25 protein-coding genes are annotated in these 25,462 nt (G+C 65.1%); 10 read left to right on the forward strand and 15 right to left on the reverse strand.

Annotation, left to right across the window (positions count from 1 at the left end; translation table 11 throughout):
* Positions 1–6 precede the first annotated feature (6 nt).
* From HMP06_RS06775 to HMP06_RS06795, 5 genes are read right to left on the reverse strand one after another with little or no spacing between them, the layout of a single operon-like run.
* Positions 7–1,284, reverse strand: coding sequence for a Xaa-Pro dipeptidase (locus HMP06_RS06775; RefSeq protein WP_232089893.1), 1,278 nt, complete (start codon positions 1,282–1,284; stop codon positions 7–9).
* A 34-nt stretch (positions 1,285–1,318) separates the two neighbouring features.
* Positions 1,319–2,713 (reverse strand): dihydrolipoyl dehydrogenase, encoded by a 1,395-nt coding sequence (gene lpdA / locus HMP06_RS06780; RefSeq protein ID WP_176496406.1) that lies wholly within the window; start codon positions 2,711–2,713, stop codon positions 1,319–1,321.
* 28 nt (positions 2,714–2,741) lie between these two features.
* A complete protein-coding gene (locus tag HMP06_RS06785) occupies positions 2,742–3,125 on the reverse strand; it encodes an acyl-CoA thioesterase (protein WP_176496407.1) in 384 nt (127 codons plus the stop codon).
* Positions 3,118–3,330, reverse strand: a complete 213-nt coding sequence (locus tag HMP06_RS06790) for a hypothetical protein (protein WP_176496408.1) — start codon at positions 3,328–3,330, stop codon at positions 3,118–3,120. The genes HMP06_RS06785 and HMP06_RS06790 overlap by 8 nt, the downstream gene beginning before the upstream one ends.
* Position 3,331: 1 nt before the next feature.
* Complete coding sequence (locus tag HMP06_RS06795; protein WP_176496409.1) at positions 3,332–4,612, reverse strand: pyruvate dehydrogenase complex dihydrolipoamide acetyltransferase; 1,281 nt, start codon at positions 4,610–4,612, stop codon at positions 3,332–3,334.
* Positions 4,613–4,744: 132 nt separating this feature from the next.
* Between HMP06_RS06795 and HMP06_RS06800 the strand changes: the two genes are divergently transcribed.
* The 3 genes from HMP06_RS06800 (at position 4,745) to HMP06_RS06810 (ending at position 7,393) form a co-directional block, all read left to right on the forward strand.
* The gene (locus tag HMP06_RS06800; RefSeq protein WP_176496410.1) at positions 4,745–5,200 is read left to right on the forward strand and encodes a universal stress protein; all 456 of its coding nucleotides are present in this window, start codon (positions 4,745–4,747) and stop codon (positions 5,198–5,200) included.
* 52 nt (positions 5,201–5,252) lie between these two features.
* Positions 5,253–5,648, forward strand: coding sequence for a hypothetical protein (locus HMP06_RS06805; protein ID WP_232089894.1), 396 nt, complete (start codon positions 5,253–5,255; stop codon positions 5,646–5,648).
* Between the two features lie 425 nt (positions 5,649–6,073).
* Positions 6,074–7,393, forward strand: a complete 1,320-nt coding sequence (locus HMP06_RS06810) for a M20/M25/M40 family metallo-hydrolase (protein ID WP_176496412.1) — start codon at positions 6,074–6,076, stop codon at positions 7,391–7,393.
* A 129-nt stretch (positions 7,394–7,522) separates the two neighbouring features.
* Here the strand turns inward: HMP06_RS06810 and HMP06_RS06815 are convergent, their stop codons facing one another.
* Together HMP06_RS06815 and HMP06_RS06820 are read right to left on the reverse strand one after the other, a co-directional pair.
* Positions 7,523–8,554 (reverse strand): RcnB family protein, encoded by a 1,032-nt coding sequence (locus HMP06_RS06815; RefSeq protein ID WP_176496413.1) that lies wholly within the window; start codon positions 8,552–8,554, stop codon positions 7,523–7,525.
* 111 nt (positions 8,555–8,665) lie between these two features.
* Positions 8,666–9,151, reverse strand: a complete 486-nt coding sequence (locus HMP06_RS06820; RefSeq protein WP_176496414.1) for a GAF domain-containing protein — start codon at positions 9,149–9,151, stop codon at positions 8,666–8,668.
* 63 nt (positions 9,152–9,214) lie between these two features.
* On the opposite strand from HMP06_RS06820, the gene arfB reads away from it, so the two are divergent.
* Entirely contained in the window at positions 9,215–9,637 is a 423-nt protein-coding gene (gene arfB / locus HMP06_RS06825) for an alternative ribosome rescue aminoacyl-tRNA hydrolase ArfB (RefSeq protein WP_176496415.1), read from the forward strand.
* 84 nt (positions 9,638–9,721) lie between these two features.
* A complete protein-coding gene (locus HMP06_RS06830; protein ID WP_176496416.1) occupies positions 9,722–11,539 on the forward strand; it encodes a hypothetical protein in 1,818 nt (605 codons plus the stop codon).
* A gap of 22 nt (positions 11,540–11,561) precedes the next feature.
* Here the strand turns inward: HMP06_RS06830 and HMP06_RS06835 are convergent, their stop codons facing one another.
* Entirely contained in the window at positions 11,562–12,236 is a 675-nt protein-coding gene (locus HMP06_RS06835) for an RluA family pseudouridine synthase (protein ID WP_176496417.1), read from the reverse strand.
* Between the two features lie 29 nt (positions 12,237–12,265).
* Here HMP06_RS06835 and HMP06_RS06840 point away from each other — a divergent pair, with 29 nt between their 5' ends.
* The gene (locus HMP06_RS06840) at positions 12,266–13,114 is read left to right on the forward strand and encodes a M15 family metallopeptidase (protein WP_176496418.1); all 849 of its coding nucleotides are present in this window, start codon (positions 12,266–12,268) and stop codon (positions 13,112–13,114) included.
* On the opposite strand, the gene wrbA is transcribed toward HMP06_RS06840, so the two are convergent.
* The 3 genes from wrbA to HMP06_RS06855 form a co-directional block, all read right to left on the reverse strand.
* Positions 13,104–13,706, reverse strand: a complete 603-nt coding sequence (wrbA, locus tag HMP06_RS06845) for an NAD(P)H:quinone oxidoreductase (protein ID WP_176496419.1) — start codon at positions 13,704–13,706, stop codon at positions 13,104–13,106. The genes HMP06_RS06840 and wrbA overlap by 11 nt on opposite strands.
* 60 nt (positions 13,707–13,766) lie before the next feature.
* On the reverse strand, positions 13,767–14,465 hold the full coding sequence (locus HMP06_RS06850) for a pirin family protein (protein ID WP_176496420.1): 699 nt from the start codon (positions 14,463–14,465) through the stop codon (positions 13,767–13,769).
* Positions 14,466–14,547: 82 nt separating this feature from the next.
* On the reverse strand, positions 14,548–15,090 hold the full coding sequence (locus tag HMP06_RS06855) for a putative colanic acid biosynthesis acetyltransferase (RefSeq protein WP_176496421.1): 543 nt from the start codon (positions 15,088–15,090) through the stop codon (positions 14,548–14,550).
* Between the two features lie 90 nt (positions 15,091–15,180).
* Here HMP06_RS06855 and HMP06_RS06860 point away from each other — a divergent pair, with 90 nt between their 5' ends.
* Positions 15,181–16,086, forward strand: a complete 906-nt coding sequence (locus HMP06_RS06860; RefSeq protein WP_176496422.1) for a LysR family transcriptional regulator — start codon at positions 15,181–15,183, stop codon at positions 16,084–16,086.
* Positions 16,087–16,235: 149 nt separating this feature from the next.
* Positions 16,236–16,940 (forward strand): response regulator transcription factor CtrA, encoded by a 705-nt coding sequence (gene ctrA, locus HMP06_RS06865; protein WP_176496423.1) that lies wholly within the window; start codon positions 16,236–16,238, stop codon positions 16,938–16,940.
* Between the two features lie 764 nt (positions 16,941–17,704).
* Here ctrA and HMP06_RS06870 read toward each other — a convergent pair.
* On the reverse strand, positions 17,705–19,366 hold the full coding sequence (locus HMP06_RS06870; protein ID WP_176496424.1) for an amidohydrolase: 1,662 nt from the start codon (positions 19,364–19,366) through the stop codon (positions 17,705–17,707).
* Positions 19,367–19,421: 55 nt separating this feature from the next.
* Here HMP06_RS06870 and HMP06_RS06875 point away from each other — a divergent pair, with 55 nt between their 5' ends.
* The gene (locus HMP06_RS06875) at positions 19,422–20,660 is read left to right on the forward strand and encodes a threonine ammonia-lyase (protein ID WP_176496425.1); all 1,239 of its coding nucleotides are present in this window, start codon (positions 19,422–19,424) and stop codon (positions 20,658–20,660) included.
* Between the two features lie 232 nt (positions 20,661–20,892).
* Positions 20,893–21,696, forward strand: a complete 804-nt coding sequence (locus HMP06_RS06880) for an arginyltransferase (RefSeq protein WP_176496426.1) — start codon at positions 20,893–20,895, stop codon at positions 21,694–21,696.
* A 45-nt stretch (positions 21,697–21,741) separates the two neighbouring features.
* On the opposite strand, the gene HMP06_RS06885 is transcribed toward HMP06_RS06880, so the two are convergent.
* The 3 genes from HMP06_RS06885 to HMP06_RS06895 are packed head-to-tail and all read right to left on the reverse strand — an operon-like array spanning position 21,742 to position 24,987.
* A complete protein-coding gene (locus HMP06_RS06885) occupies positions 21,742–22,548 on the reverse strand; it encodes a transglutaminase family protein (RefSeq protein ID WP_176496427.1) in 807 nt (268 codons plus the stop codon).
* Between the two features lie 13 nt (positions 22,549–22,561).
* Positions 22,562–23,497: an alpha-E domain-containing protein gene (locus HMP06_RS06890; protein ID WP_176496428.1), complete on the reverse strand. Its 936-nt coding sequence runs from the start codon at positions 23,495–23,497 to the stop codon at positions 22,562–22,564.
* Entirely contained in the window at positions 23,497–24,987 is a 1,491-nt protein-coding gene (locus tag HMP06_RS06895) for a circularly permuted type 2 ATP-grasp protein (protein WP_176496429.1), read from the reverse strand. Before HMP06_RS06895 ends, HMP06_RS06890 begins: the two co-directional genes overlap by 1 nt.
* Positions 24,988–25,462: the final 475 nt, after the last annotated feature.

Consider the following 25,462-nt stretch of genomic DNA (forward strand, 5'->3'; position numbering starts at 1 on the left):
GTCGTTTTATTCGACCCGCACGCCACCCTTGATCACCGCGGCGGGGTGTTCCAGCACGCGCACGTCGGCCAGCGGATCTCCGTCCACCGCAACGATATCGCCATAGCGCCCGACGGCAATGGCACCGACATCGCTGGTCTTGCCCAGCGCCACCGCAGCATCGGACGTCGCCGCGCGGATCGCGCCGAGCGGGGTCATGCCCCATTCGACCATCTTGGCGAATTGCTTGCCATTGTCGCCGTGCGGATAGACCCCGGCGTCGGTGCCGTACAGCATCCGCACCCCACCCTTCACCGCGCGCTGAAAGGTCTGGCGCTGCTTGAGGCCGATTTCCTTTTCCTTGTCGAGGCTCTCCTGCTCAGTACCGTTGGCGGTGCCGGTCGCCAGGATATAATCGTCGTTATAGATATCCATGTCGAACCACGTGCCGCGCTGCGCCGCGAGCTTGATCGTCTCGTCCGACGCGAGGCTGGCATGTTCGATCGTGTCGATCCCGGCGAGGATCGCGGTGCGAATGCCCTCATCGCCATGCGCGTGCGCCGCCACTTTCATGTGCAGCATATGCGCTTCGTCGGCGATCGCCTTCATTTCCCCGAGGCTGAGCTGCTGCCCGCCGACGCTGTCCCCGAGCGAGAAGACGCCGCCGGTTGCGCAGATCTTGATGACCTGCGCGCCATATTTGTGGAGCCAGCGAACGCGGGTGCGCGCCTCGTCGGGCGAATTGACGGTCGATGGCGTGGCGCGATCGAGGCTCGGCGGCAGCTTGTTGTCGTCGCAATGCCCGCCGGTCGCGCCGATCGCGTAAGTCGCGGTCGTGATCCGCGGCCCGACCACCCAGCCGCCGTCGATCGCCTGACGCAAGCCGACATCCTGAAAATCGGCCGCGCCGACATTGCGCACCGAAGTGAAGCCCGCCTTAAGCGTTTTTGCAGCATTGGCCACGCCGACCGCGCTCCAGAAGCTGTCGGTATATTGCAAGTCGCGATAGCCGCCGATCTCGGCCAGGCTGGTCAAGTGAACATGCATGTCGATCAAGCCGGGCAGGATCGTCTTGCCGGAAAGGTCGATATGCTTGACCTTGTCGCTCCACCGCACGGTGCGCGCGTCGGCCACGCTGGTGATGCGGCCGTCGGTGATAAAGACGGCAGGGTGGTCGACGGTTTTGCCAGTTAGCACGTCGACCATCCTGTCCGCCGTCACCACAACCATCTGCGGCGCGGCGGGCTCGGCCAATGCGGGTGCAGCAATCGCGACCGCCACTGCGGCCCCCAACGTCTTCAACATGCGATCCATTCCCCGTGCCTGGCCGTGTGGCCGATCAAATATGAATCGCGCGGCCGTACGCGCCGAGCACGCTTTCGTGCATCATTTCGCTGAGCGTCGGATGCGCGAAGACGGTTTCCATCAGCTCGACCTCGGTCGTCTCCAGCTGGCGCGCGATGACATAGCCCTGGATCAGCTCGGTCACTTCCGCGCCGACCATGTGCGCGCCGAGCAATTCACCGGTCTTGGCGTCGAACACCGTCTTCACGAAGCCCTCGGCCTCGCCCAGCGCAATCGCTTTGCCATTGCCGATGAACGGGAATTTGCCGACCTTGAGCTCGTATCCGGCTTCCTTGGCCTTTGCCTCGGTCATGCCGACGCTCGCGACTTGCGGGCGCGAATAGGTGCAGCCGGGGATATTCCCCTTGTCCATCGCGTGGGGGTGGCCGCCAGCCATCTTCTCGACCGCGATGATGCCCTCGTGGCTCGCTTTGTGTGCCAGCCACGGTGCGCCGGTGACATCGCCGATCGCCCAGATACCCGGAACGTTGGTCGCGCCATAGCCGTCGGTCTTGATGTGGCCGCGATCGGTTTCGATGCCGAGCGCCTCCAGCCCGATATTCTCGGTATTGGGGACGATGCCAATCGCGACAATGGCGTGGCTGAACCCTTCGGACGTAACCGTGCCGTCCTTACCCTTGATCTTGGCGGTCACGCCCTTCGCACTTGGGTCGAGCGCTTCCAGCCCGGTCGCGGTGCGCAGCTTGATACCCTGCTTGGTCAGCGCCTTGTCCATGAACGCGCTGACCTCTTCATCTTCCACCGGAAGGATGCGCGGGAGCATTTCCACAATGGTAACATCCGCGCCCATATCGTTGTAGAAGCTCGCGAATTCGACGCCGATCGCACCCGACCCGATGACCAGCAGCTTAGTCGGCATTTCGGTCGGCACCATCGCGTGGCGATAGGTCCAGATCCGCGCGCCATCGGCCTTGGCAAAGGGCAAGTCGCGGGCGCGAGCGCCGGTGGCGATGATGATGTTCTTGGCTTCGAGGTCGGTCGTCTTGTCGCCTTGCTTGACGGTCACCTTGCCTGCAGCGGTGATCGTGCCGACACCCTCGAACACGGTCACCTTGTTCTTCTTCATCAGGCCTTTCACGCCCATGTTGAGCTGGCCCGCGACCTTGCGGCTGCGCTCGACCACCTTGGTCAGATCGAACCCGACATTGTCGGCGCTTAGGCCGTAATCGGCGGCGTGCTGCATGTAATGATAGATTTCCGACGAGCGCAGCAGCGCCTTGGTCGGGATGCAGCCCCAGTTGAGGCAAATGCCGCCCAAGCGCTCACGCTCGATGATCGCGGTCTTGAGCCCGAGCTGCGCCGCGCGGATCGCCGCGACATAGCCGCCGGGGCCCGAACCGAGGATGACGAGGTCGAAAGTGTCGGCCACTGGGGAGTTCCTTCTATACTAGCTCTTGCTAGATCAGCTTTTGGAGGGGCCGCGGTCGATCATCCGCGCCCATCGAAACCAACGTAAAGCGCCCGTTCGCGGCGAGTGCGCTGCCTTCGCCATGCCGGTCGCGCCGCCACACCGCCACCGCCACCGTCATCGAGGTGCGCCCGGTGCCGATGATCTCGGCGTAGAACGACACTTCCTCGCCGATGCTCACCGGTGCGGTGAAGCTGAAGCTGTCCGCCGCGACGACAGGCGCAGGCCCGCCGCAGTGCCGCGAGGCAACCGATCCGGCGGCGAGCGCCATCTGGCCCATCAGCCAGCCGACGAAGATCTTGCCGTACGGGTTCGCGTCGCAAGCCATTGCGGTCGCACGGATCGCGGGGACGGCGTCGGGCAGATCAACCATCGGTCGAGCGACGATCCGCCTTGGCCGCGGCGCGCAGCGAGGGGATGCTCATCGCCACCACCACTGCCATCACGCCGAACATCACCGACCAGATCGTGTCGCTGGCATGCGGCAGCGACCATACGGCACCATAAGCGATCACCGCCGCGCCGGCGACGCCAATCACCAGATGCAGCAGCTCGACCAGAGTGCGCCGCCAGACCATCTCAGGCCAGCATTGCCAGCGGTGATTCGACCAGCGCCTTGAACGCTTGCATCAATTCCGCCCCGTCCGCCCCGTCGATCGCGCGGTGATCGAAGCTGCCGGTCGCCGACATCACCGTTGCGATGCCGAGCGCATCGTCGATGATGTAGGGCCGCTTCTCGCCCGCACCGATCGCCAGGATCATGCCCTGCGGCGGGTTGATGACCGCATCGAACTGCTTGATGCCGTACATGCCCATGTTGCTGAGGCTGGCCGTGCCGCCCTGATATTCCTGCGGCTGCAACTTGCCCTCGCGGGCGCGCGCGGCGAGATCCTTCATCTCGGTCGCGATGGCCGCGACTCCCTTGGTCTCGGCGCCCGTGATGATCGGGGTGATGAGGCCGCTCGGCGTCGAGACCGCGACCGAAATGTCGGCGCGGCTGAAGCTGATCAACTGATCGGGCGTGAACATGACGTTGCACTTCGGCACCTGGATCAGGCTGACCGCGAGCGCCTTGATGATCAGATCGTTGACCGACAGCTTCACGCCGCGCGCTTCGAGGCCCTTGTTGAGCTCGCCGCGCAGCTTGAGCAGCGCATCGAGCCGGATATCGACCGTCAGATAGATATGCGGGACAGTCTGCTTCGATTCGGTCAGGCGGCGCGCGATCGTCTTGCGTACGTTGCTGAGCTTGGTCGCCTCATGCGGGATATCGGGGATTGCGGCGGGCTTGGCCGGGGCCGCGGCGGCGGGGGCAGCGCTTTCACTCGGAGCCGCAGCGACCGGAGCTGCGCCGGCCTTCGCACCATCGAGATCGGCCTTGACGATCCGCCCATTCGGGCCGGAACCGGTCAGCGTGGCGAGATCGATGCTCTGCTCCGCCGCGATCCGCCGCGCGAGTGGGCTGGCCTTGATGCGTTCGCCTTCCGCCTTTGGAGCGGGCGCCGGAGCGGCAGCGGCGGGCTGTACGGGAGTGGGAGCAGGTGCGGGAGCCGTCGCTGCTGCGGGCTTCTCCGCTACCGCCGCCTTGGGGGCCGGTGCGGCTTCTCCGGCGCTCTCGCCGTCCATCATAAGCGTCGCGATCACCGTGCCGACCTTCACATTGTCGGAGCCCTCGGCGACCAAAATCTTGCCGATCACGCCTTCATCGACCGCTTCAAATTCCATCGTCGCTTTGTCGGTTTCGATCTCGGCCATCAGGTCACCGGATTTGACGGTGTCGCCTTCTTTAACCAGCCATTTAGCCAACGTGCCTTCCTCCATCGTCGGGGAAAGCGCTGGCATCTTGATCTCGACCGGCATCAACACGTCCTTATCTGACCGAATCCGTAGCGCCGTCTCTCGCCCTCAAGGTGCCAGCGGTCAAGACCGTCCCTTGCGCACGGGCCCGCTTGGCCTCACGATGCGGTGAAAATCTCCATGGAGGGGAGAACCATGCGCATCTATCTGGTGGTCGTCGACGAGACGCCCGAAAGCGGCATCGCCTTGCGCTTCGCCGCACGCCGCGCGGTGAAGACTGGCGGCGGCGTGGAAATCCTCGCGCTCATGCCGCCGACCGAATTCACCCCCTTCGGCGGCATACAGGCGACGATCGAGGAAGAGGCGCGGCTCCATGCCGAGGGGCTGGTGACGGGTGCGGCGGGTACGCTGGTTGCGGAATCGGGGCTGAAGCCGACGATCACCGTGAAACAGGGCGAAGGCCCCAAGGTGATCCGCGACATGATCGCCGCCAACCCCGACATTGCCGCTCTCGTGCTGGCGGCAGCGGCGAGCGGCGCGCCGGGGCCTTTGGTCACGCACTTTGCGGGGACCGATGCGGGGTGTTTGCCGATCCCGCTGATGATCGTGCCGGGGTCGCTGGATCGCGAGGCGATTGATCGGTTGAGTTGAGGGGGGGCATCAGCCAAGCGCGGCCTTTCGGACGATTAGGATGATGAGTTCGATGACGGCGACCGATTACCGATGGAGTCTGTGCAATCCGGGACCCGAGACACTTCTCGTTTGGCTTGAGCCGTGGTGTGAGGAGTTCGAGGTCCCGGTCCGATCGACCATCACAATGAAACCATCAGGCGACGCTCAGGAGCCCGCACTGGGCGAGGTAGAGTGGGGTCCGGACAACCTTGTGATTTGGGCGACCGGACCGACGGTGGCGGTTTTCATCGACGGCGTGGTTCAGGATTCCGGCTCTGCGGAAATCCCGATCCCTGACGGCTTGACGAAGAAAATGCTGAACATTGCCTTCGCCGGCCAGCCCGCCGCACGCCTTGGCGGCACACCCTACATTCCAGTTCGCAGGACATCTGTGTTGCGGCGGGTGACGAGGCTTGTTGGGCTATAATTCGCAACGGTAAACCGTCACCCCGGCCATGTGCCGGGGTCCACTTGGCGGCTTGACGCGCGGGAGCGATAGTGCGGCGGCGGTGTGTACGTGGCCCGATGGGCCCCGGCACGAGGCCGGGGTGACGAATTGGGGCGTAGTCGGAGCCTTCGACGATCCTCCCCCGCCAGGGGGAGGTGGCGCCGAAGGCGACGGAGGGGGAGGTTGGCGGCCAGCTCTCAATGTGTCTCCGCGGCGCGGTTGCCACAGCCTCGTGTCACCACTCGCGTTGCATTTGCCGTTTGCCCACCCTTCCAAGCGCTTCGCCGACCTCCCCCTCCGTCACGCTTTGCGTGCCACCTCCCCCTGGCGGGGGAGGATTAACCGAAACGGAAGAGGCCATCGAAACCCTTGAACCGCCGCCCCTTCCCCGCCACGATGCCGCAATGCGCACCCTCCCCACCGCCGCCCTGGCGCTCGCCCTCCTCGCCACCCCCGCTTTCGCAAAGGACGCGCCGAAACCCGCGCCCGACCCCATCCGCCTGAAAGCAACCGTCGAGAAGCTCGTCAGCTTCGGCACGCGGCACACGTTATCCTCGCCCGATCACTCGACGCGCGGGATCGGGGCGGCGCGGGGCTGGGTCGGGGGCGAGCTGACCCGCATTGCCGATGCGTGCGGCGGGTGCATCACCGTCGCCAATATCGCGCGCACCTTCACCAATGCGCGCGCGCCGAACGGGGTCAATGTGGTCGACGTGCTCGGTTTCCAGCAGGGGCTCGACCCCAAGCGCGTGATCATCGTCGGCGCGCATATCGACAGCCGCGTGAGCGACGCGATGGACGCGACGAGCGACGCCCCTGGCGCGAATGACGATGGCTCGGGCGTCGCTTTGGTGCTGGAGGCCGCCCGCATCCTGTCGAAGGAGAAATTCCGCGCGACGATCGTCTACGCGATCTTCTCGGGCGAGGAGCAGGGGCTGTTTGGCGGCACGTTGCTGGCGGAAACCGCGAAGCAGCGCGGCTGGACGATCTCGGCGATGCTCAACAACGATATCGTCGGCAACACGATGGGGCAGAACGGCGTGCCCGTCGCCGACCGCGTCCGCGTGTTTTCGGAAGGCATTCGCGGGGCCGAGGACCTGCCCGCGCAACTCGCGCGGCGCGGCAATGGTGGCGAGGATGACGGGCCGAGCCGCGCGCTCGCCAAGACGATCGACGGCGTGGCGGGCACGATTCCCGGCGGGCTCGACGTGTTTCTCGACCGCCGCCCCGATCGCTTCGGGCGCGGGGGCGATCATGAGCCGTTCCTGAAATTGGGCTATCCGGCGGTGCGCTTTTCGGTCGGTGCCGAAAACTGGACGCAGCAGCATCAGGATTTGCGCGTCGAAAACGGCATCCCTTACGGCGACACGGTCGACAAGATGGACTTCCCGTATCTGGCGAAGGTCACCGCGATCAACGTCGCGACGATCCGCCGCCTCGCCACCGCGCCCGCCGCACCCGACGGGGTGACGATCGCGGGCGCTTTGAGCTTCGACACGACGGTCAAATGGAAGCCGGTCGAGGGTGCCACCGCCTACCGCATCCACTGGCGCCGAAACGACACGCAAGTCTGGCAGAAATCGCTCGACGTCCCGGCCACCGCGACCAGCACTGTGCTCAAGGACATCAGCGTCGACGATCACTTCGTGGGCGTCGGCGCGGTCGCGGCGGATGGATCGGAGAGCGTCGTCACCTTCGCCGGGCCGGAACCGCGCGGGGGATAAGCAGAGCCGCCACCCCCACCCGTTCGCCCTGAGCCTGTCGAAGGGCATCTGTCCGCAAGCGCTACGCCTGTTGCGCGAGGTGCTTCGACAGGCTCAGCACGAACGGAGGGATGCGAGGCGTCCCCGCGATCAGCTCCCCAAGATCGGCTGCTCGACCGGGCGGCGGCAGACGCAGCGCGGGCGGTACACCTTCTTCTTCGCGCGATACACTTTGCGCGGCGCGACGTAGCGGGTGCGGGTCGTCTCGATATATTCGGTCGTCGTCGTGGTCACGCTCGGCGCGCCCATAATCGTCACCACCGTCGTTGTCGCGCCGGGGATGTAATAGCCACCGCTGACATAGCCGCCGGCGCTATAGCCGTTCGATGTCGAATACGTCGTCACCCCGCCATTCTGCACGACCGGTGGCAGTGTCTGATAGGCATAGCCCTGCGCGCCCGCGCTGCTCTGCGCATAGCCATAATCGACCGACGAATAGCCGCCCTGGGCATAGCCGCCATCGCCATAGCCGTAGCCATAAGCGCCGTCCCAATCGACGCCATAGACCGAATCGCGCACGCGGCCACGGGGGTCGACGAGCACGGCGTCGTCATAATAGCGCTGCCAGCCATAGCCCTGCGGTGGGGCATAAAGGCCATAGCCGCCGAAATCGCTGACGAAGAAATTCGGCGAAATCCAGTACGTCGGCAAGCGAAAGCCGCGCGACGGGCGCCGATAGGCGTTCCAGCCGCCCGGTGCGTTCCACCCGCCCGACCAGCGGCCGCTATAGGAGCCGCCCCAGCGCGACCCGCCGCCATTGTAGACGCCGCCATTCTGCACCGGTCGTGTGCCGGGATAGGATTGGCCGGGGTTCATCTGACCCGGATAGGGGCGCTGCGGGCCGACCTGGCCCGGATTTGGGCGCGGTGCATCCCACTGACCCGGATAGGGGCGCTGCGGGTTCATCTGGCCCTGGTGCGGACGCGGCATAGTGTTGATTTGTGGCGGCGGCGGCAGGCTGATCGGCCCGTTGCCGCCGGGCTGCTGCATCCGGGGCATCGTGCCCGGGATCGGATAGGACGCGCCGGGATTGGTCCTGCCGCCCCCGAGTCGTTGCGCATCGGCTGCGGTGGCCCCAAAAACGGTAACCATCGTCAGGACCGAAAGAGCTAGGGTTCGCATGGTAAACACTCCCGTCGCGACGGTTGCGAGGATGCAGGCCGTCAGATCATTAACGACCGCGTTACCATTTTGCCCGGTTTCACTCTAGGTTAACGAGTGTCCCGAAACGGATCAGCCCGTCAGCCGGGGACCGAGCAGCGCGACCAGCGCCTCGCACCCGGCCGCATCTTCGGCGTCGAAACGCGCTGGCGTCGGGCTGTCGAGATCGAGCACGCCGATCAAGCGACCGTCATGCACGATCGGCACCACCAGTTCCGACCGGCTCGCCGCATCGCACGCGATATGACCGGGGAAAGCGTGGACGTCCTCCACCAATTGCGTCTCCAGCGTCTCCGCCGCCGCGCCGCACACCCCGTCGCCGAACGCAATCCGGATGCAGGCGGGCTTGCCAAGGAACGGCCCGACCACCAACTCGCCCCCGACATTGCGGTAGAATCCCGCCCAGTTGAGGTCGGGCAGATATTGCCAGATCAGCGCCGCGGCGTTCGCCATGTTGGCGATGGCGTCGCCCTCCCCGTGCGTCAGCGCGCCGAGCGCGGCGTGGAGGTCGCGGTAGAGTTCCGCCTTGGAGCTTTGGTCGATCGTGAAGTCGTACATGCCGGCTGCTCTATCCGCTCCCGCCCCCTCGCGAAAGCTGCTGGCTTGATTTATGGGCGGGGCATGGCCGCGATCCCCGTCACCCGTACGATCAGCATCGACAGCGACGAGCTGACGGAAAGCTTCACCCGCGCCGGCGGCCCCGGCGGGCAGCATGTCAACACCACCGACAGCGCGGTGCTGCTGCGCTTCGACGTCGGGAATTCGCCGTCCTTGCCGCTGGCGGTGAAGAACCGGCTCGCGGTGCTGGCGGGATCGCGGCTGACGCGCGACGGGGTGCTGGTGCTGCGCAGCGAAGGCGCGCGCTCGCAATTGCTCAACCGGCAAGAGGTGCGCGAACGGCTGATCGACCTGATCCGCGAGGCGACGGTGGTCCCCAAACGCCGCCGCCCGACCAAACCGAGCAAGGCGGCGAAGGCGAAGCGGGTGGATGGAAAGACCAAGCGATCGGTGGTGAAGTCGCTGCGGGGACGCGTGACCGATTAATTGCCCGCGGAATGACAGCGGTAACGTCGGCTTAGCAATCGCGCACTATGCTCAACCGCAATGAGCGGGCTCGAGAAAATATGCTTGATCGCGCTCCTCGGTGTCACGGGGCTGGCGTTGACCGCGCTGGCGTTCCCAAGCCTTGTCATTATCGGCTTCTTCCTGCTGCTCTTGCCGGGTTTGATCCTCGCCCTTTCACCCACGGTTGCGCTCTATGGCTGGCTGTTCGCATTGCCCTACGGCGTCCTGCGCGCCCTCGGGCTCCGCTGGTGGATCGCGGTCCTCCCGGCGCTGGCGGTCCCGCTTCTTTTCGGCTTCGGTCTGCCCGATGGGAGCAATGCCGCAACCCGCGCGGCGCTGGCGGTGTCAGTTTCCAACGACATCCGCCCGGTGCGCCCGCTGCCGATCGGTGAGACGGTGGCGTTACTGCGCGATGGTACCACCGGCGGTTGGCATCAGCGTGACGATGGCTGCGACGATCTGTGCCTGCGCTTGCTGTTCAACGGCGACGCGAAGATCGTGTACCTCGCGCAGCGCGGTCGTCCCGGCGCGGCGTTCACGGTTGAGCGGCGCGCGGTGTGCCCGCCCTTCCTGCTCTCGCAGGACGTGCTCAAATGGCATAAATGGCCCGATCGCACTTCGGGCAAAAGCGGGCTTCGCTGGCCGCCGCCGCCCGGCCTGAAGGAAGTCGTCGAGGCGCGGATCGCAGGCGGCGACTGCCTGATACAGGTGCGCGGCACCATCCGCCCCGACTGGACGATCGAGCGCGTCGGCATTGCCCCCCGGCCGAAGCTCGCCCGCTGGTCGATCGCGCCGCAGCCCGCGCAAGGGACGCGCATCACCGTCTATCGCCGTGAGGGTTCGACGATGCGGGCGGTCGGGCGCTTTACCAACGCCTATGCCGCGATGCTGTCGGTTCCGCTCAGGCCCGACATGATCGGCGGCTTCGAGAATGCCCATTTCACCTGGAGCCGCACCACGGCCGGCGAAAGCCGCTGGGACTGGGACAGCGTGACGGCGCTCCGCACTTTGGTGGCCTTCAAGGCCGACGTGCCAGAGGGTATCTCGCCAGCGCGGATGCGCGACTTGCTTGCCGCTGCACTCGCCGACCCGCGCCGCGGCCGCGACGATGCGGGGCTGCTGCTGGCGAATTCGGTGATGGTCGATATCGCCCGCAACGACGCCGTAGCGTGCGACGCCGCCTTGCTGGCGAAGGCGATCGCTGACGATCGCTTCACGAAGATCGAGCCGCGGCATGAGATCGCCGGGAAGCTGGGCGCAGACTATGCGATGATCGCCGACAGTGCGATTGCACGGCTCGCGCGGCTACCGGCCGGCGATCCGGCAACCTTTCCCGATCGCGCCCTGAACACGATCGTCGCGCAGATGCCCGCATTGTGGTTCGCCTCCCCCCCCGTCCACGCTGACCGACCTGTTGCGCGATCCGGTCATCGCCGCGCAGGCGGAGGGATCATCGCCAAGCTCGACGCGGGCGGCGCGACGGCGGTGCCGCTGCTGACCGAAATAATGACGCGGGGGGCCGAGCGCGTTTCCGCGATCGAAGACAAAGGCTATGCGCGCAACGGCGCGACCGACGGCATGCACGCCGCCGTCGCCGCCTTGTGCCGGATCGGCACCCCGGCGCGCAGCGCGCTCGGCCCGATTATCGCCGCCAAGCAGAAGCTAATCGGCACGTCGGAGCGGTGGCCCACCCCCAACCCGGGCAAATACAGTGCCCTGTGGCGCGGCAAAAAGGTCAATGACGGCTTCGTCATCACGCTCGTAAGCCTCGGCGTGCCGATCACCGATTTCCGCGCGCCCGATCAGCCCTCGGTGACCGTAAACGGCAGTTGGCAGCGCATGATCCTGTCCGGAGTGAAACGGCACGACTGCAAGCTGTGACGGCCCGCCCGATCGAAGGCGCTTATGCCTCGCTGAAGCCCGCTGCCAGAAACCGCTCGGGCAAGGGCGCTTTGGCGATGATCGGTTCCTTGCCTGCGCGCGGTACGGTGAGCGCGGCGGCGTGGAGCAAGGTCGGCACGCCGCCCCCGCCGCGCACCGCGCCATAGACCGGATCGCCGACCACCGGCGCGCCGAGCACTTCGGCGGCATGAACGCGAATTTGGTGCGTGCGGCCCGTCTCCGGGCGGAATTCGACGAAGCTGCGCCCGTCCTTCACCGCCAAGACCCGCCAGCCGGTGCGCGCGGCCTTGCCGCCCGCCTTGCCATCGGCGTCGCCCATCATCCGCCAGCCATCTGCCTCGGTGCTGACCTTGACCAGCGCCAGGTCGATCATCCCTTCCTCGCCCTCGGGCACGCCCTCCAGCACCGCAAGGTAACGCTTTTCGACCAGTCCCTGTTCGAACGCCTGCTGCAGCTTGGCGTGCGCCTTGGGGTTGCGCGACAGCAACAGGCATCCCGACGTATCGCGATCGAGCCGATGGACCGGGTGCGGCCAGCGCTTGAACCCGAACGTGAGCCCATCGAGATGGTTTTCAAGGGAGATTGAGCCATCGCGCGGACGGTCGACCGGGAGCCCGGCGGGCTTGTCGATGACGAGCGCTTCGCCGTCGAGGAAAAGAACATGATTTGCGAGCATACGCGCCCCTTGCCACCATAAGCGCCGCCATGCCAGAGCCCTTGCCCGTGGGCGTGAAATGGAAATGGGCGATTCAGGTCGCAGCGGGCTGTTCTGCGCTGCTCCTCGCCGGGTCGCCGATCGCCGTTCAGGCCGCCCCCAACGATTTGCCGCCGCCCGCGCCCGACGGGCGCATGTTCGGCCATTTGACCTACGCCGAGGCGGCGCGCACCGATCTGCTCGTAGCGCCGCCCGGTTTTGCGGGTGGCCTGCCCTGTCTGATCCATCGCGACGCCGCGCCCGATCTTACACGGATGCTCGCCGCCGCCGCGGCGACACCGGAAGTGGGCAAGTCACTCCACGGCGTCTCCTGTTTCCGCACGATCGCACGGCAGCGCGCTGTGTTCTGCCGCAACTACACCCCTGGCACCTGTCACGATCCAGTGCCGCGTGCGCGCTTCGTCGGGCCGCCCGGTTATAGCGAGCATGCGACGGGCTATGCGATCGACTTCGGGGTGCGGCCGGCACCGGGCTGTGCCGATGTCGATGCTTGCATTGCCGCGACCGCGACCGGGCGCTGGCTGCTCGCCCACGGGCCGGAATATGGCTTCGAAATGTCGTTCCCCACAGGCAATGCGCAGGGCGTGACGTGGGAGCCGTGGCATTGGCGCTGGGTGGGAATGACTATCAATGCGCTGGGCGCGGCGCGCGCGCGGCTGACGTTTTCGCGCGCGCGCTCAACCTATCCAGGCAACCCGCGGGTGGCCGAAGTCTCGGACGCCTCGTTTACCCCGACCCCGGCCATGCCGACGCTTCCGCCACCCGCAACGCGGCCGCCGTCGGTGCTGCCGCCGGTTCTCGGCCCGGCACCACCGCGCGTGCCAGAGGTCAGGCGCTGAGCTTGGCCGCCGTCTCGGCGATGCGCTTGCCCTGATAGAAGGCACCCGCAAGTTCATCGGCATCGGGCTGACGGCTGCCGTCGCCGTCCGCGATCGTGGTCGCGCCGTAAGGCGATCCGCCGCGCACCTTGTCGACGCCCATCTGGCCCTTGAAGCCATAATCCAGCCCGACGATCGTCATCCCGTGGTGCAGCAGGTTGGTGATGATCGAGAACAGCGTCGTCTCCTGCCCGCCATGCTGGCTCGCGGTCGCGGTGAACGCACCGCCAACCTTGCCGATCAGCTTGCCGGTGAACCACAGCCCGCCGGTCATGTCCCAAAACGATGCCATCTGGCTCGGCATCCGTCCGAAGCGGGTCGGCGCGCCGACGATGATCGCGTCATAGTCGGCCAGCGCGTCGGGACCGGAAATCTCTTCGTGCGCAGTGTCGGTCTTGAAATGAGCGGCCTCGACCACGGCTTGCGGGGCGGTTTCGGCCACGCGGCGGATGTCGACCTGCGCACCGGTCGAGCGCGCGCCTTCGGCGACGGCGTCGGCCATCTGCTCGATATGGCCATAGGACGAATAATACAGCACGATAACCTTGGTCATGGGATGTCTCCTTCATCTAAAAGCTCCCCTCCCGCCCGCGGGAGGGGGATTGTCCGGGGCTTACTCGCTGTCGACGAGCACCAATTCGGCATCCTCAAGCGCGGTGATCGTAATGGTCTGCCCGCCATCCATCGCCGCGCCGTCGCGCGCCTCGAAGGTCTGGCCTGCAATCTCAATCCGTCCGGTCGCAGGGACGAGATAGGCGTGCCGACCGAGGGCGACGTCGTGCGTGATCGTCTCGCCCGCGCGCACCATTGCCGCCAACACCCGCGCATCGGCGCGGATCGGCAGCGCATCCTTGTCCTCGGCAAACCCGCTGGCGAGCGTCACGAACTTGCCCGACCGATTGTCCTTCGGAAACGGCTTGGCACCCCAGGATGGCGCACCACCGGTCCGCGTCGGTTCGATCCAGATCTGAAACAGCGTCGTCTTTTCGGATTCCAGATTATACTCGGCATGCCGCACGCCGGTGCCGGCACTCATCACCTGCACATCGCCAGCGCCCGTACGGCCCTGGTTGCCGAGCGAATCCTGATGCGTGATCGCGCCGCTACGGACATACGTCACGATCTCCATGTCGCGGTGCGGATGCGGCGGGAAACCGCTGTTCGCGGCGATCTCGTCATCGTTCCACACCCGGATCGCGCCCCAACCCATCCGGGCCGGCTCATGATAATTCGCGAACGAAAAATGATGGCGGGCATTCAGCCAGCCGTGATCGGCATGGCCGAGGCTTTCGAAAGAACGTTTCTCGATCATCGGTGACCTCCTCTTGTTGCCGCCAAGATAGGGATTTCGATCACGTCGTAAATGGAAACGCTGGAAACCGATCGTTTCGAATTCAGTCGAGAACTGGCCGCCCGCGATCCGAAACCTCCCGCGCGGGATTGCCTGCAACGACCATGCCCGGCGCGACATCGCGGATCACCACCGCTTGCGCCGCCGCGATCGCGCCTGCCGCGATTGTGACCCCCGGTCCGACAAACGCGCCCGCTGCGACCCACGCATAAGCGCCGATCTCGATCGGCGCGCCGGTCAGCGCGAAACCGGGGTCGGCGGCATCATGGCTGGCAGCGCAGAGATACGCCTTCTGGCTGACGATGCAGTTGCGCCGCAGGATGACCGGCGCGACATTGTAGCAATCGCATTCGTTGGCGAGGCAACTGTCGGCCTCCATCACCAGATTCCACGGTGCCCAGATCCGCGCCGAGGGATACGGATGTGCGCCCGCCCCGATCTTGGCGCCGAAGCAGCGCAGCACGAACCGCCGCCAGCCATGCAGCGGGTTGGGCGTCGTCCGGTACAGCAGCGCCCAGGCGACCTGCCACACCGCGCGGCGCACCCGATCGGCAAAATTCGGAGGAGGAATGCGGGTCAACGCCATCCGGACCCTCTATGAGGCAATGGAAGAGTCAGCAACCAATCCCGGCGGGTTTCCATTGACAGCGCCCGCTTTTCTCCGCGAGGACGCGCCATGCGCCTGCCCGATCTCGAAGCTTGGGCGATTTTCGCCTGTGTCGTCGAACACCGCTCGTTCAGCGGCGCGGCGGAGGCGATCGGTGTCTCCAAGGCGACCGTGTCCAAGGCGATCACCCGGCTCGAGACGCATCTCGGCCAATCGCTGTTCCACCGCACGTCGCGTCGCCTCAGCCTCACCGAAAATGGCAAGGCGCTGGCCGAACATGCCGCGCGCATCCTGGGTGAGGCGAATGCGGCCGAGGAAGCCGCGCTCGACGCTGCCTCCGCGCCAACCGGTCTGGTCCGCGTCGCTGCACCGATGTCGCTCGGCCTGATCGCGATCGCGCCCGTCATCGCCGATTTTCTGGTCGCGCATCCGGGCATCGAGATCGACCTGCACCTGTCCGATGCGCGCGTGGATATCGTCGCCGAAGGGTTCGACGTGGCGCTGCGGATCGCCACCCTGCCGGATTCATCGCTGCGTGCGCGGAAACTGGCCGACATGTCGGTGCATCTGGTCGCCGCGCCGGAATATCTCGCGCGCGCAGGCACGCCGACCCATCCCGGGCAACTCGGCGAGCATCGCTGCTTCACCTATACCAACATCACCACGCCGTGGCGCTTCGTCGGGCCGGACGGGACCGAAGTCTCGGTCCGGCTGCACGGCCCGCTTTCGACCAATAGCGGTGAGGCGATGCTCCCGGCGCTCCGCCGCGGCCTCGGCATCGCGATGTTGCCCGACTTCATTGCCGGCGCGGACATCGCCGAAGGACGGCTGGTGCCGATCCTGTCGGATTGGGTGCCGCATGGCGGCGCGCTGCACCTGATGACTCCGCCCGGGACGCTTCGCCCGGCGCGCGTCGAAGCGCTGATCGCGTATCTCAGCGAGCATCTGAAAACATTGTGTGCGGTGCGCAGCTAGGTACAATCCCTCTCGCGACTCGTGGATTGAGGCCGTTTAATGCGAAATTAACCTTTTGCGTTCATCACTGAAGAGGTTAATGGATTGGTTCAGGCAAGTCGCGCCACAGGGGGCAGCGAACGCCTGACGAAACGACGGGGAAAGCCCAGATGCGCGTATTGCTGATCGAGGACGAGCCGACGACCGCCAAGGCGATCGAACTGATGCTGACCACCGAAGGTTTCAATGTCTATAAAACCGATCTCGGCGAAGAGGGCCTCGATCTGGGCAAATTGTATGATTACGACATCATCCTGCTCGACCTGAACTTGCCCGACATGCACGGCTATGACGTGCTGAAGAAACTGCGCGTGGCGCGGGTCCAGACCCCGGTACTGATCCTTTCGGGCATCAACGAGATGGACAGCAAGGTCCGTAGCTTCGGCTTTGGTGCCGACGATTACGTCACCAAGCCGTTCCACCGCGAAGAACTCACCGCGCGCATCCACGCCGTGGTGCGCCGCTCGAAGGGCCACAGCCAGTCGGTCATCCGCACCGGCAAGCTCGCGGTCAATCTCGATGCCAAGACCGTCGAAGTCGATGGCGCCCGCGTCCATCTGACCGGCAAGGAATATGCGATGCTCGAGCTGCTGTCGCTGCGCAAGGGCACCACGCTGACCAAGGAAATGTTCCTCAACCACCTCTATGGCGGCATGGACGAACCCGAACTCAAGATCATCGACGTCTTCATCTGCAAGCTCCGCAAGAAGCTGTCGATGGCCTGCGAAGGCGAGAATTACATCGAAACCGTCTGGGGCCGCGGCTATGTCCTGCGCGAGCCAGACGACATGTTGGTATCCACCGAGGTCGCCTGATTTTCCCAAGATTTAACGCTCCCCGGTATCCGGGAGCAGGCCGCGGCATCGGGGGGTGCCGCGGCCTTTCTTGTTCTGGGGGGTGCGGTGCGTTCAATTGTGGAATGTCCGCTTCCGCCCAATAGCGGACATTCTCCTGCGAGCTTACACGGTGCGGATGGTCTCCCAGTCTCTGACAACCGCGCTTATATGGGCGATCCTCCTAACGGTTCCCCCGATCGGTGGATATTGGCTGGGACGTGTTCAAAACGTCGTTGTTAGAATGACACTCTTAGCGTTGTTTTTGCTCACGCCGGTTTGGGTTCTGACGATCTTAATGGCCACGATGCCGCCCTCGCCTCCCAACAGTTTCGTTTGGTGGGAGGCAGGTTTTATAGTGATCCTCCCAGCGATTGTGATCTGGGGAATGCTTGCTGGCACGGGGTATGCGGTTAGCCGTGGGAACGTCCGCTAACCACCAACTATCGTCTTTCCGGTGCCACGATCGATGCCCCCCCTGATTGCCATCGGCAGGTTCAAGGTTAATGGGTGGAGCGTGCGAACGCGATGTCCTACACGCCCCCGGTCTGCGATACTCCTGATCCGGGCTCCCCGGCCCGTCACTCTTTGACACCGCTGCGCCACTAAATCGCCCCGCGCCCGCAAGGGGCCGCGCCAAACGCACGCATTACGCGTGACTTTCCCGTGACCTTCCGCGCGCAAAACCGGTCACATGGTGCGACCTTTGCGACTTTAGCCGAGAAAACGGGTGGTATCGAAAGCCGTTACTTTCGCACCCACACCTTCTCGCCCCCCACCCAGGTCTGTTCCACCTTGGTCGCGCGCAGGTCGCTCGGGGAGGCCATCAGCGGGTCGCGGTCGACGATCACGAAATCGGCGCGCTGCCCGACGGCCAGCCGCCCGAACTTATCCTCGGCGAACCCGGCATAGGCCGCCGCGCCGGTGAACGCCCACCAGGCTTGCTCGCGCGTTACGCGTTCCTCGGGGCGCCATCCGCCATAGGGCTCGCCATCGGCACCTTGGCGGGTAAACGCCGCGGCCCAGCCGGCGAAAGGATCGGGCCGCTCGACCGGATAATCCGATCCGAACGCCAGCGTCGCCCCGTTCTTCAACATCGATGCCCAGGCATAAGCCCCCGCCAAGCGGTCCGGCCCCAGCCGCGCCTCCGCCATCGTGCGGTCGCTGGTCTGGTGCGTCGGCTGCATCGAAGCGATGATGCCGTTCTTGCCAAAGCGCGGCAGGTCCGCCGGATCGACGATCTGCGCATGTTCGATCCGCCAGCGCCGATCGCCCTTATAGGTGTCGACCATGTCATCGATGGCATTAAGAACCTCGGCATTGGCGCGGTCGCCGATCGCGTGGACCGCGACCTGGAAATGCTCGAGCGCGGCGCGGCTCATCAAATTGCGGATCACGTCGTCGGACATGAAGCCCGCGCCCGACTGGCCCGGCGCATCGCTATACGGCTTCTTCAGCCACGCCCCGCGCGATCCGAGTGCGCCATCGGCATACAGCTTCACGCCGCCCATGCGAAGCTTGTCGGCATAGAGCCACGGCGTCGGCCCGCTGCCGCCGACCCGCACCGCGGTATCGACCCCGAAGGCGTAGCTCATGATCCGCACGCGCAGCGCTCCGGCATCGCCCGCGCGGCGATAGGCGAGCCAGTCGTCCAAGCTGCTGCCCATGTCGGCGGTCGCGGTGATGCCGTTCGCGAGCAGGATTTCCTGCGCCTTTTGAAAGGCGTAGTCGCGTTCCTTCGGAAGCGGTTGCGGCACGACCTTCTCGACCAGCGACTGCGCGGCATCGACGAACACCCCGTTCGGCACCACACCGACCTTCTCGATCCGCCCCCCGGCGGGAGCGATCGATTTGGCGGTGACGCCAGCCGCCTTCAGCGCCGCGCTGTTGCCCCAGCTCGCATGGCCGTCCGCGCGCGCCAGCCACACCGGGCGATCGCTGACCACGGCGTCGAGATCGGCTGCGGTCGGGAAGCGGCCGAGCGCCCAGACTTCCTGGTTCCACCCGCCGCCGATGATCCACTTCTTCTCGGGGTTGGCGGCCGCGTACGCAGCGATCGCGGCCTTGGCCTCCTCCAGCGTCTTCGTCCCCGACAGATCGAGCTCGATCGCGCGGAAGCCCAGTTCCAGCACATGACCATGCGCATCGATGAAACCGGGCAGCAGGACTTTGCCCTTCTGGTCCGAGCGCCAGTCAAGCTTGACCGGGCGTTTCTCATTCTCCGCCAACAGCTTGACGACCTTGCCCTCGGGCGAGATCAGCAGCCCGGTAAAGCGCACGACCTTGCCGTCCTTGTCGAGCGTGATGCCGGTGACATTGTCGACCAGCGCATCGGCAAAAGCGGTGGTGGGGAGCAGGAGCGCGGCCAGCAGGCAGGCGGCGCGACGGGCGAAGGAGGAGCTTTGCATGGCGATGCGATAAGCAATGTTCCCCCGCCGCGCCAGATGGTCTAGGCGGCGCGGCATGGCTACCCACACCCGCCCCGCGCCCGACACCCTCCCCGTCACGCTTGCCGACGTACAGGCGGCGCACGCGCGAATCTCTCCGCAGATCGTGCGCACGCCGTTCTTCATCAGCCGCACGTTGAGCGAGCTGACCGGCGCGACGGTCTATCTCAAGTTCGAGAATCTGCAGTTCACCGCGGCCTATAAGGAACGCGGCGCGCTCAACACCTTGCTGCAATTGCCCGCGGGCACCAGCGGCGTGATCGCCGCATCGGCCGGCAACCATGCCCAGGGCCTTGCCTATCATGCCAACCGCCTCGGCATCCCGGCGACGATCGTGATGCCGACCAACACGCCGACCGTGAAGGTGACGCAGACCGAGGGTCACGGCGCGACCGTCGTGCTGTACGGCGATACCTTCGATGCTGCTTATGCCCATGCCCGCGAGTTGGAGGCGACCGGCGGCCTCACCTTCGTCCATCCCTTCGACGACGTGCGCGTTATCGCTGGACAAGGCACGGTTGCGATCGAGATGCTGGAGGATGTCGCCGCGATCGACACCTTCCTGACGCCGATCGGGGGTGGTGGGCTGATCTCGGGCATGGCGGTAGTGGCTGCCGCCTCCGATCATGCGATCGAGGTGATCGGAGTCGAGGCCGAGTTGTTCCCGTCGATGTACAATCGCATCAAGGGCACGACCATGCCCTGCGCGGGCGACACGCTCGCCGAGGGCATTGCGGTCAAGGAACCTGGCGTGGTCACGTCCAAAATGGTCGAGGCGCTGGTCGACGACATCGTCCTCGTCAGCGAACGCAGCCTGGAGCAGGCCGTCAGCCTGTTGCTGCAGATCGAGAAGACCGTCGTCGAGGGAGCGGGTGCAGCGGGGCTTGCCGCGTTGCTGCAACATCCCGAACGGTTCGCCGGCAAGACCGTCGGCGTCGTTTTGTGTGGCGGCAATATCGACACGCGCTTGCTCGCCAACGTGCTGCTGCGCGATCTGGCGCGCTCGGGGCGGCTCGCGCGGCTGCGCATCCGCTTGCAGGACCAGCCGGGCGCGTTGTTCAACGTCGCGCGCATTTTCGAGCAGCAGCGCGTCAATATCCTCGAACTGGCGCACCAGCGGATCTTTACCAATCTGCCGGCCAAGGGTCTCAGCCTCGAGGTGGAGTGCGAGACGCGCGACAAGGCGCATCTCGACCGCTTGCTCGCGGCCTTGCGCGCAAGCGATTACGACGTGAGCACCATCGAACTAGCCTGATCGCCAAAAGTGTGACGAGCGGAATCCCGCGTGCGGCCAGTCGAGTCGCGCGCGGCTTTTCCGCGCGCGACAATCCCCGCATCATCCTTTAGTATGAGCAATCACCCGGCCTTGGCGGACATTAACCACCATTAATGGTAAAGCCGCTTTTCATCACGATCGGGCTGATTCATAACGTGCCTTAGCGGTCGGCACTGGGGCGACTTGGGCAGAATTGAGGAAACCTTTCACGGTGACGGCACCCTTTCGGTTTCCCAGGTTCTTCGTCACGAGCCCGTCGCCTTGCCCGTATCTGCCCGGTCGGCAGGAGCGGAAGGTGTTCACCGAATTGCGCGGCGAGCAAGCCTCCGACCTCAACGACGCGCTCGGCCGAATCGGGTTTCGGCGCAGCCAATCTGTGGCGTATCGGCCGAGCTGCGCAGGCTGTACGGCGTGCGTGTCGGTTCGTGTCGTCACGTCCGATTTCGTGCCGAATGCGACGCAGCGCCGCCAGGTGAAACGCAACGCCGATCTCGAAGTGACGGCATGCCGTCCATGGGCGACCGACGAACAATTTCAGCTGCTCCGCCGTTATCTCGCCTCGCGCCACCCGGGCGGCGGGATGGCCGAGATGGACGAGAGCGACTATGCCGACATGGTCGAGCATTCGCCCGTCAACAGCTTCATCGTCGAATATCGCGAGCCATCGCAGCATGGCGAGCGCGGCAAGCTCGTCGGGGCATGCCTGACCGATCAGCAAGCCGACGGGCTGTCGATGATTTACAGCTTCTTTGACGCCGACAATGAACAGCGTCGCGGTCTGGGCAGCCAGATCATCATGGATCATATCCTGCGCGCCCGCAGCGTCGGGCTGCCCTATGTCTACCTCGGCTATTGGGTAAAGGGATCGCCGCGCATGGCGTATAAGATCCGGTACCGCCCGATTGAGGTCCTCGGCCCAAAGGGATGGAGCCTATTGGTCGATGAAGAAGCGAGTTACACGCCGCCGGCCGAAAAATACGCCATCATGGCCGAGGAGCTGGTGAGTACCCGGTAGCCGCCGCGCCTGAAATGCCTCGGTTTTCAGGGATGTTCCGGACCGCTACTGCCCTGCCCGGTCGACATGAAGATCGACGTCGAGCTCTTCCTCACCCTCACCCAAACGCGAGCCTGCGACCGGTGCCGCCCCCGCCGAATCCAGGGCGACCGCCACGCGCACATAGGCTTCGTCGGCGCTGAGCCCGGTGCAGGGATCGAACGCGACCCAACCAAGTCCCTCGACATGTGCCTCGGCCCAACCATGCGGCGCAGGGCTGCTGTCCGCACCGAAACAGGCCGGGCTGTAGCCAGATACATAGCGCGCCGGGATTTCGACCGATCGTGCGGCGGCAACGAAGATTTGCGCGAGATCGCGCGGTGTCGCAGATGCGTGCTGAAACGCTGTCGCTGCACTCTGGCCGGGAACCGGGCGCCCGCGGTCGAGCGCGAAACGCCGATGCAGCGCGCCATTCAGCGCGTGCAACCCCGCCAACGGCTCTCCGCCGCCAACGTCGCGCGCGAACGAACGCATATCGGGATCTGCCGTCGTAAGCGCTGTCTCGCGGAGGAACATCTCGGGCGGAAGCGGCTCATGCGCACCGTGCACGATGCCGCGCGACGGGTTGGTCAACACCTCACCCGATACGGTGATTTCAATGCTGTCGACCGGCCCGTCGACATACAGCATCGTCGTGCTGTTGCCGAAGCCATCGCGCCCGTAGCGAAAGCGCGCGTCGCAATCGACATGCACGTTCCAGCTCGCAACGGATTGATCATGCGTGTCCTCCGGATTGACGCGGAGCAATTGGATCAAACGCGCCTGCGGGGCGGTGAAACGGTAGGTCGTGCGATGATCGACGATCAATCTCATCGGGCGGCTCGCATCACGTGAACTTGAACTGCCGACCAACCGCACCGTGCAGTTCGTCGTTTTCGGCAATGAAACCCTGAAGATACTGATGCAAACCGCGCGTGATGACGGCACCCGACTGTGTTTTGGACAAGCGCATGTGGCGATTGCGCGCCATGCGGTCGGCCTCACCATGCAGACCGGTACGCTTTGCAAGCAGATTGAGGATGTCGACCGCTTCCTCGACCGATGCGGCCAGACTGCGCGGCAGTTCGGGCCGCGCGATCAGCAAGTCGATGACATTGGCGGGCTTCAACCCTTCCGAATAGAGCCAGCGATACGCCGTGACGGCGGACACGGTCTGCAAAATCGTCGTCCACTGGTCGCGATCAACCACGCCGCCGACCCGCTCACCCTCCGGCAGCAGGATGTGATATTTCACGTCGAGCAGCCGCGCGGTGTTGTCGGCGCGCTCGATCGCCTGCCCGAGCCGGATGAACCACGTCGTCTGGTTGCGGAGCATGCGATGGACCGCGCCCTCAAACCCGCGCGTCTCGGCCTTGACCGCCTCCACCAGGTTCAGCGTCGCCATTGCGCCGCCGGGGCTGGAGCGATTGTCGAACAACAACCAGGCGCGGTTGATCCCGGTCCAGGCTTCCTTGGTCAGCGCGGTACGGACCGCACGCGCGTTGTTGCGCGCCATGTCGAGCGAACGGACGATCGAGCCGGAATGGCTGGGATCCACCGTCAGGAAGCGCGCGACATTGGCCTGCGTGACGCTTTGCCCGGTCTTGGCGAAGGCAGTGTCAGTCTCGGTCACGGCCAGCGCGCTCGCCCACGCCGCCTCCCCCGCCGGGCGCGGCGACAGCACGTCGAGGCGCACCGTCGCCTCAACCAGGCGTGCGATGAAATCGGTTCGCTCGACATAACGGCCGAGCCAGTACAGCGAGGAGGCGGTACGCGAGAGCATCAGCCGACCTGCCCTTGCTGCTGCGACTGCCCCTGAGTCTGGCGCTGACCGGGCGCCGCGCCATTATCCATCAGCACGAAGCTATCCTTGGTGCCGCCGCCTTGCGACGAATTCACCACCAGCGACCCCTCCTTGAGCGCAACGCGCGTCAGCCCACCGGGCACAACCTGCACGCCCTTCGAACCGGTCAGCACGAACGGTCGGAAATCGACGTGCCGCGGGGCAAGTCCCGCATCGGCCAGCGTCGGGACGGTCGACAGCGCCAGCGTCGGTTGCGCGATGTAGCGGTGCGGCTCGGCGATCAGCGCTGCGCGGAATGTCTCGATCTCGGCCTTGGTCGCGGTCGGCCCGACCAACATGCCATAGCCGCCCGAGCCGTCGACGAGCTTGACCACCACGTCCTTCAGATTGTCGAGGACGTATTTGAGCGCTTGCGGTTCCCGGCAGCGCCACGTCTCGACATTTGGCAGCTTGGGCTCGCCACCCGAATAGAATTTCACGATCTCGGGCATGTACGAATAGATCGCCTTGTCGTCCGCAATCCCGTTGCCCGGCGCGTTGATCAACGCGACGTTACCCGCGGCATAGGCTGAGATCAGCCCAGGCACGCCGAGCATCGAATCCGGACGGAACACGAGCGGATCGAGATAATCATCATCAATTCGGCGATAGATCACGTCGACCTTCACCCGCCCCGCGATCGTGCGCATCCACACGACATCGTCATCGACCACCAAATCGGCCGCCTCGACCAGTTCGACCCCCATCGAATCCGCGAGGAAGCTGTGCTCGTAATAGGCTGAATTGTAATGCCCCGGCGTCAGCACGACGCAGACCGGCGCGGCGACGCCTTCGGGCGCGACCGATTTCATCGTCTCGAGCAGCCGGTCGGGGTAGCTGTCCACCGCCGCCACGCGGAAATCGCGGAACAGTTCGGGGCACAGCCGCAGCATCGCCTCGCGGTTTTCGAGCATGTAGCTCACACCCGAGGGCGTGCGCGCGTTATCCTCGAGCACGAAGAAATCGTCGGGGCCGGTGCGGACCAGATCGATCCCGCAGATATGCGCCCAAATGTCGTGCGGTGGCCGGATACCGGCGATTTCGGGCCGGAATTGCGCGTTACCGAAAATCAGATCGGGCGGCAGCACCCCCGCATCGAGGATTTTTCGATCACCATAGATGTCGACCAGGAAAGCGTTGATCGCCTCGACTCGCTGCACCAGTCCGGCAGACAGTCGCGCCCATTCGTCCGCAAGGAACACGCGCGGCACGATGTCGAAGGGAATGATCCGCTCGCTCGCATCGCTGTCACCATACACCGCGAAGGTAATACCGAGCTGTCGAAAGGTCGCCTCGGCCGATTGCTGACGGCGGCGCAACTCGGCATCGGGTGTATCATCGATCCACGCCCCGAGCGCGGCGAGTTCGGGCCGTGCCACGCTCGACCCGGCTTTTCCCATAATCTCGTCGAACGCCGGTCTTGTCGCCATTGAAACGGTAAAGCCCCCAGATCCGTGTCGGTCCCATGCTGCGACGGATTGCTGCGATGCACAAGGGCTAGAAGATTTTAACGAACCGGAGCGTTTTCGAAATTCATACGTCGATATCTCAAATCTCGGGCGTGCGTGAGGCAACCAATCGGAAGGTTCCCTCGGATCGGGCGGTTCGTCAGGCAATATCGATAGTTTCCTACAAGCTCGGTCTGATCGATCGGCCAGGATTCCGGTGCCCCTTTGGGGGTATGCGGAGTCCAGTCGCATCCACCGGTTCCGGGCTGAGACACCGCACCGCCGAACGTGTATTCACGCGTATTGTTGAACCCGAGGCGCGTCGAATAGCCGCCACTTACGGAAATCAGCGCACCACGCCCCGCATGACAGATGTTAATTTTGCGCGCCGCCTCCGCGCAGCGAGCGAATGCGGTCGCATCGGGGGTCGCGGCGCGAATAACCAGCAAAATTAAAA

This window comes from Sphingomonas sp. HMP6 (genome assembly GCF_013374095.1).
GTDB lineage: Bacteria > Pseudomonadota > Alphaproteobacteria > Sphingomonadales > Sphingomonadaceae > Sphingomonas.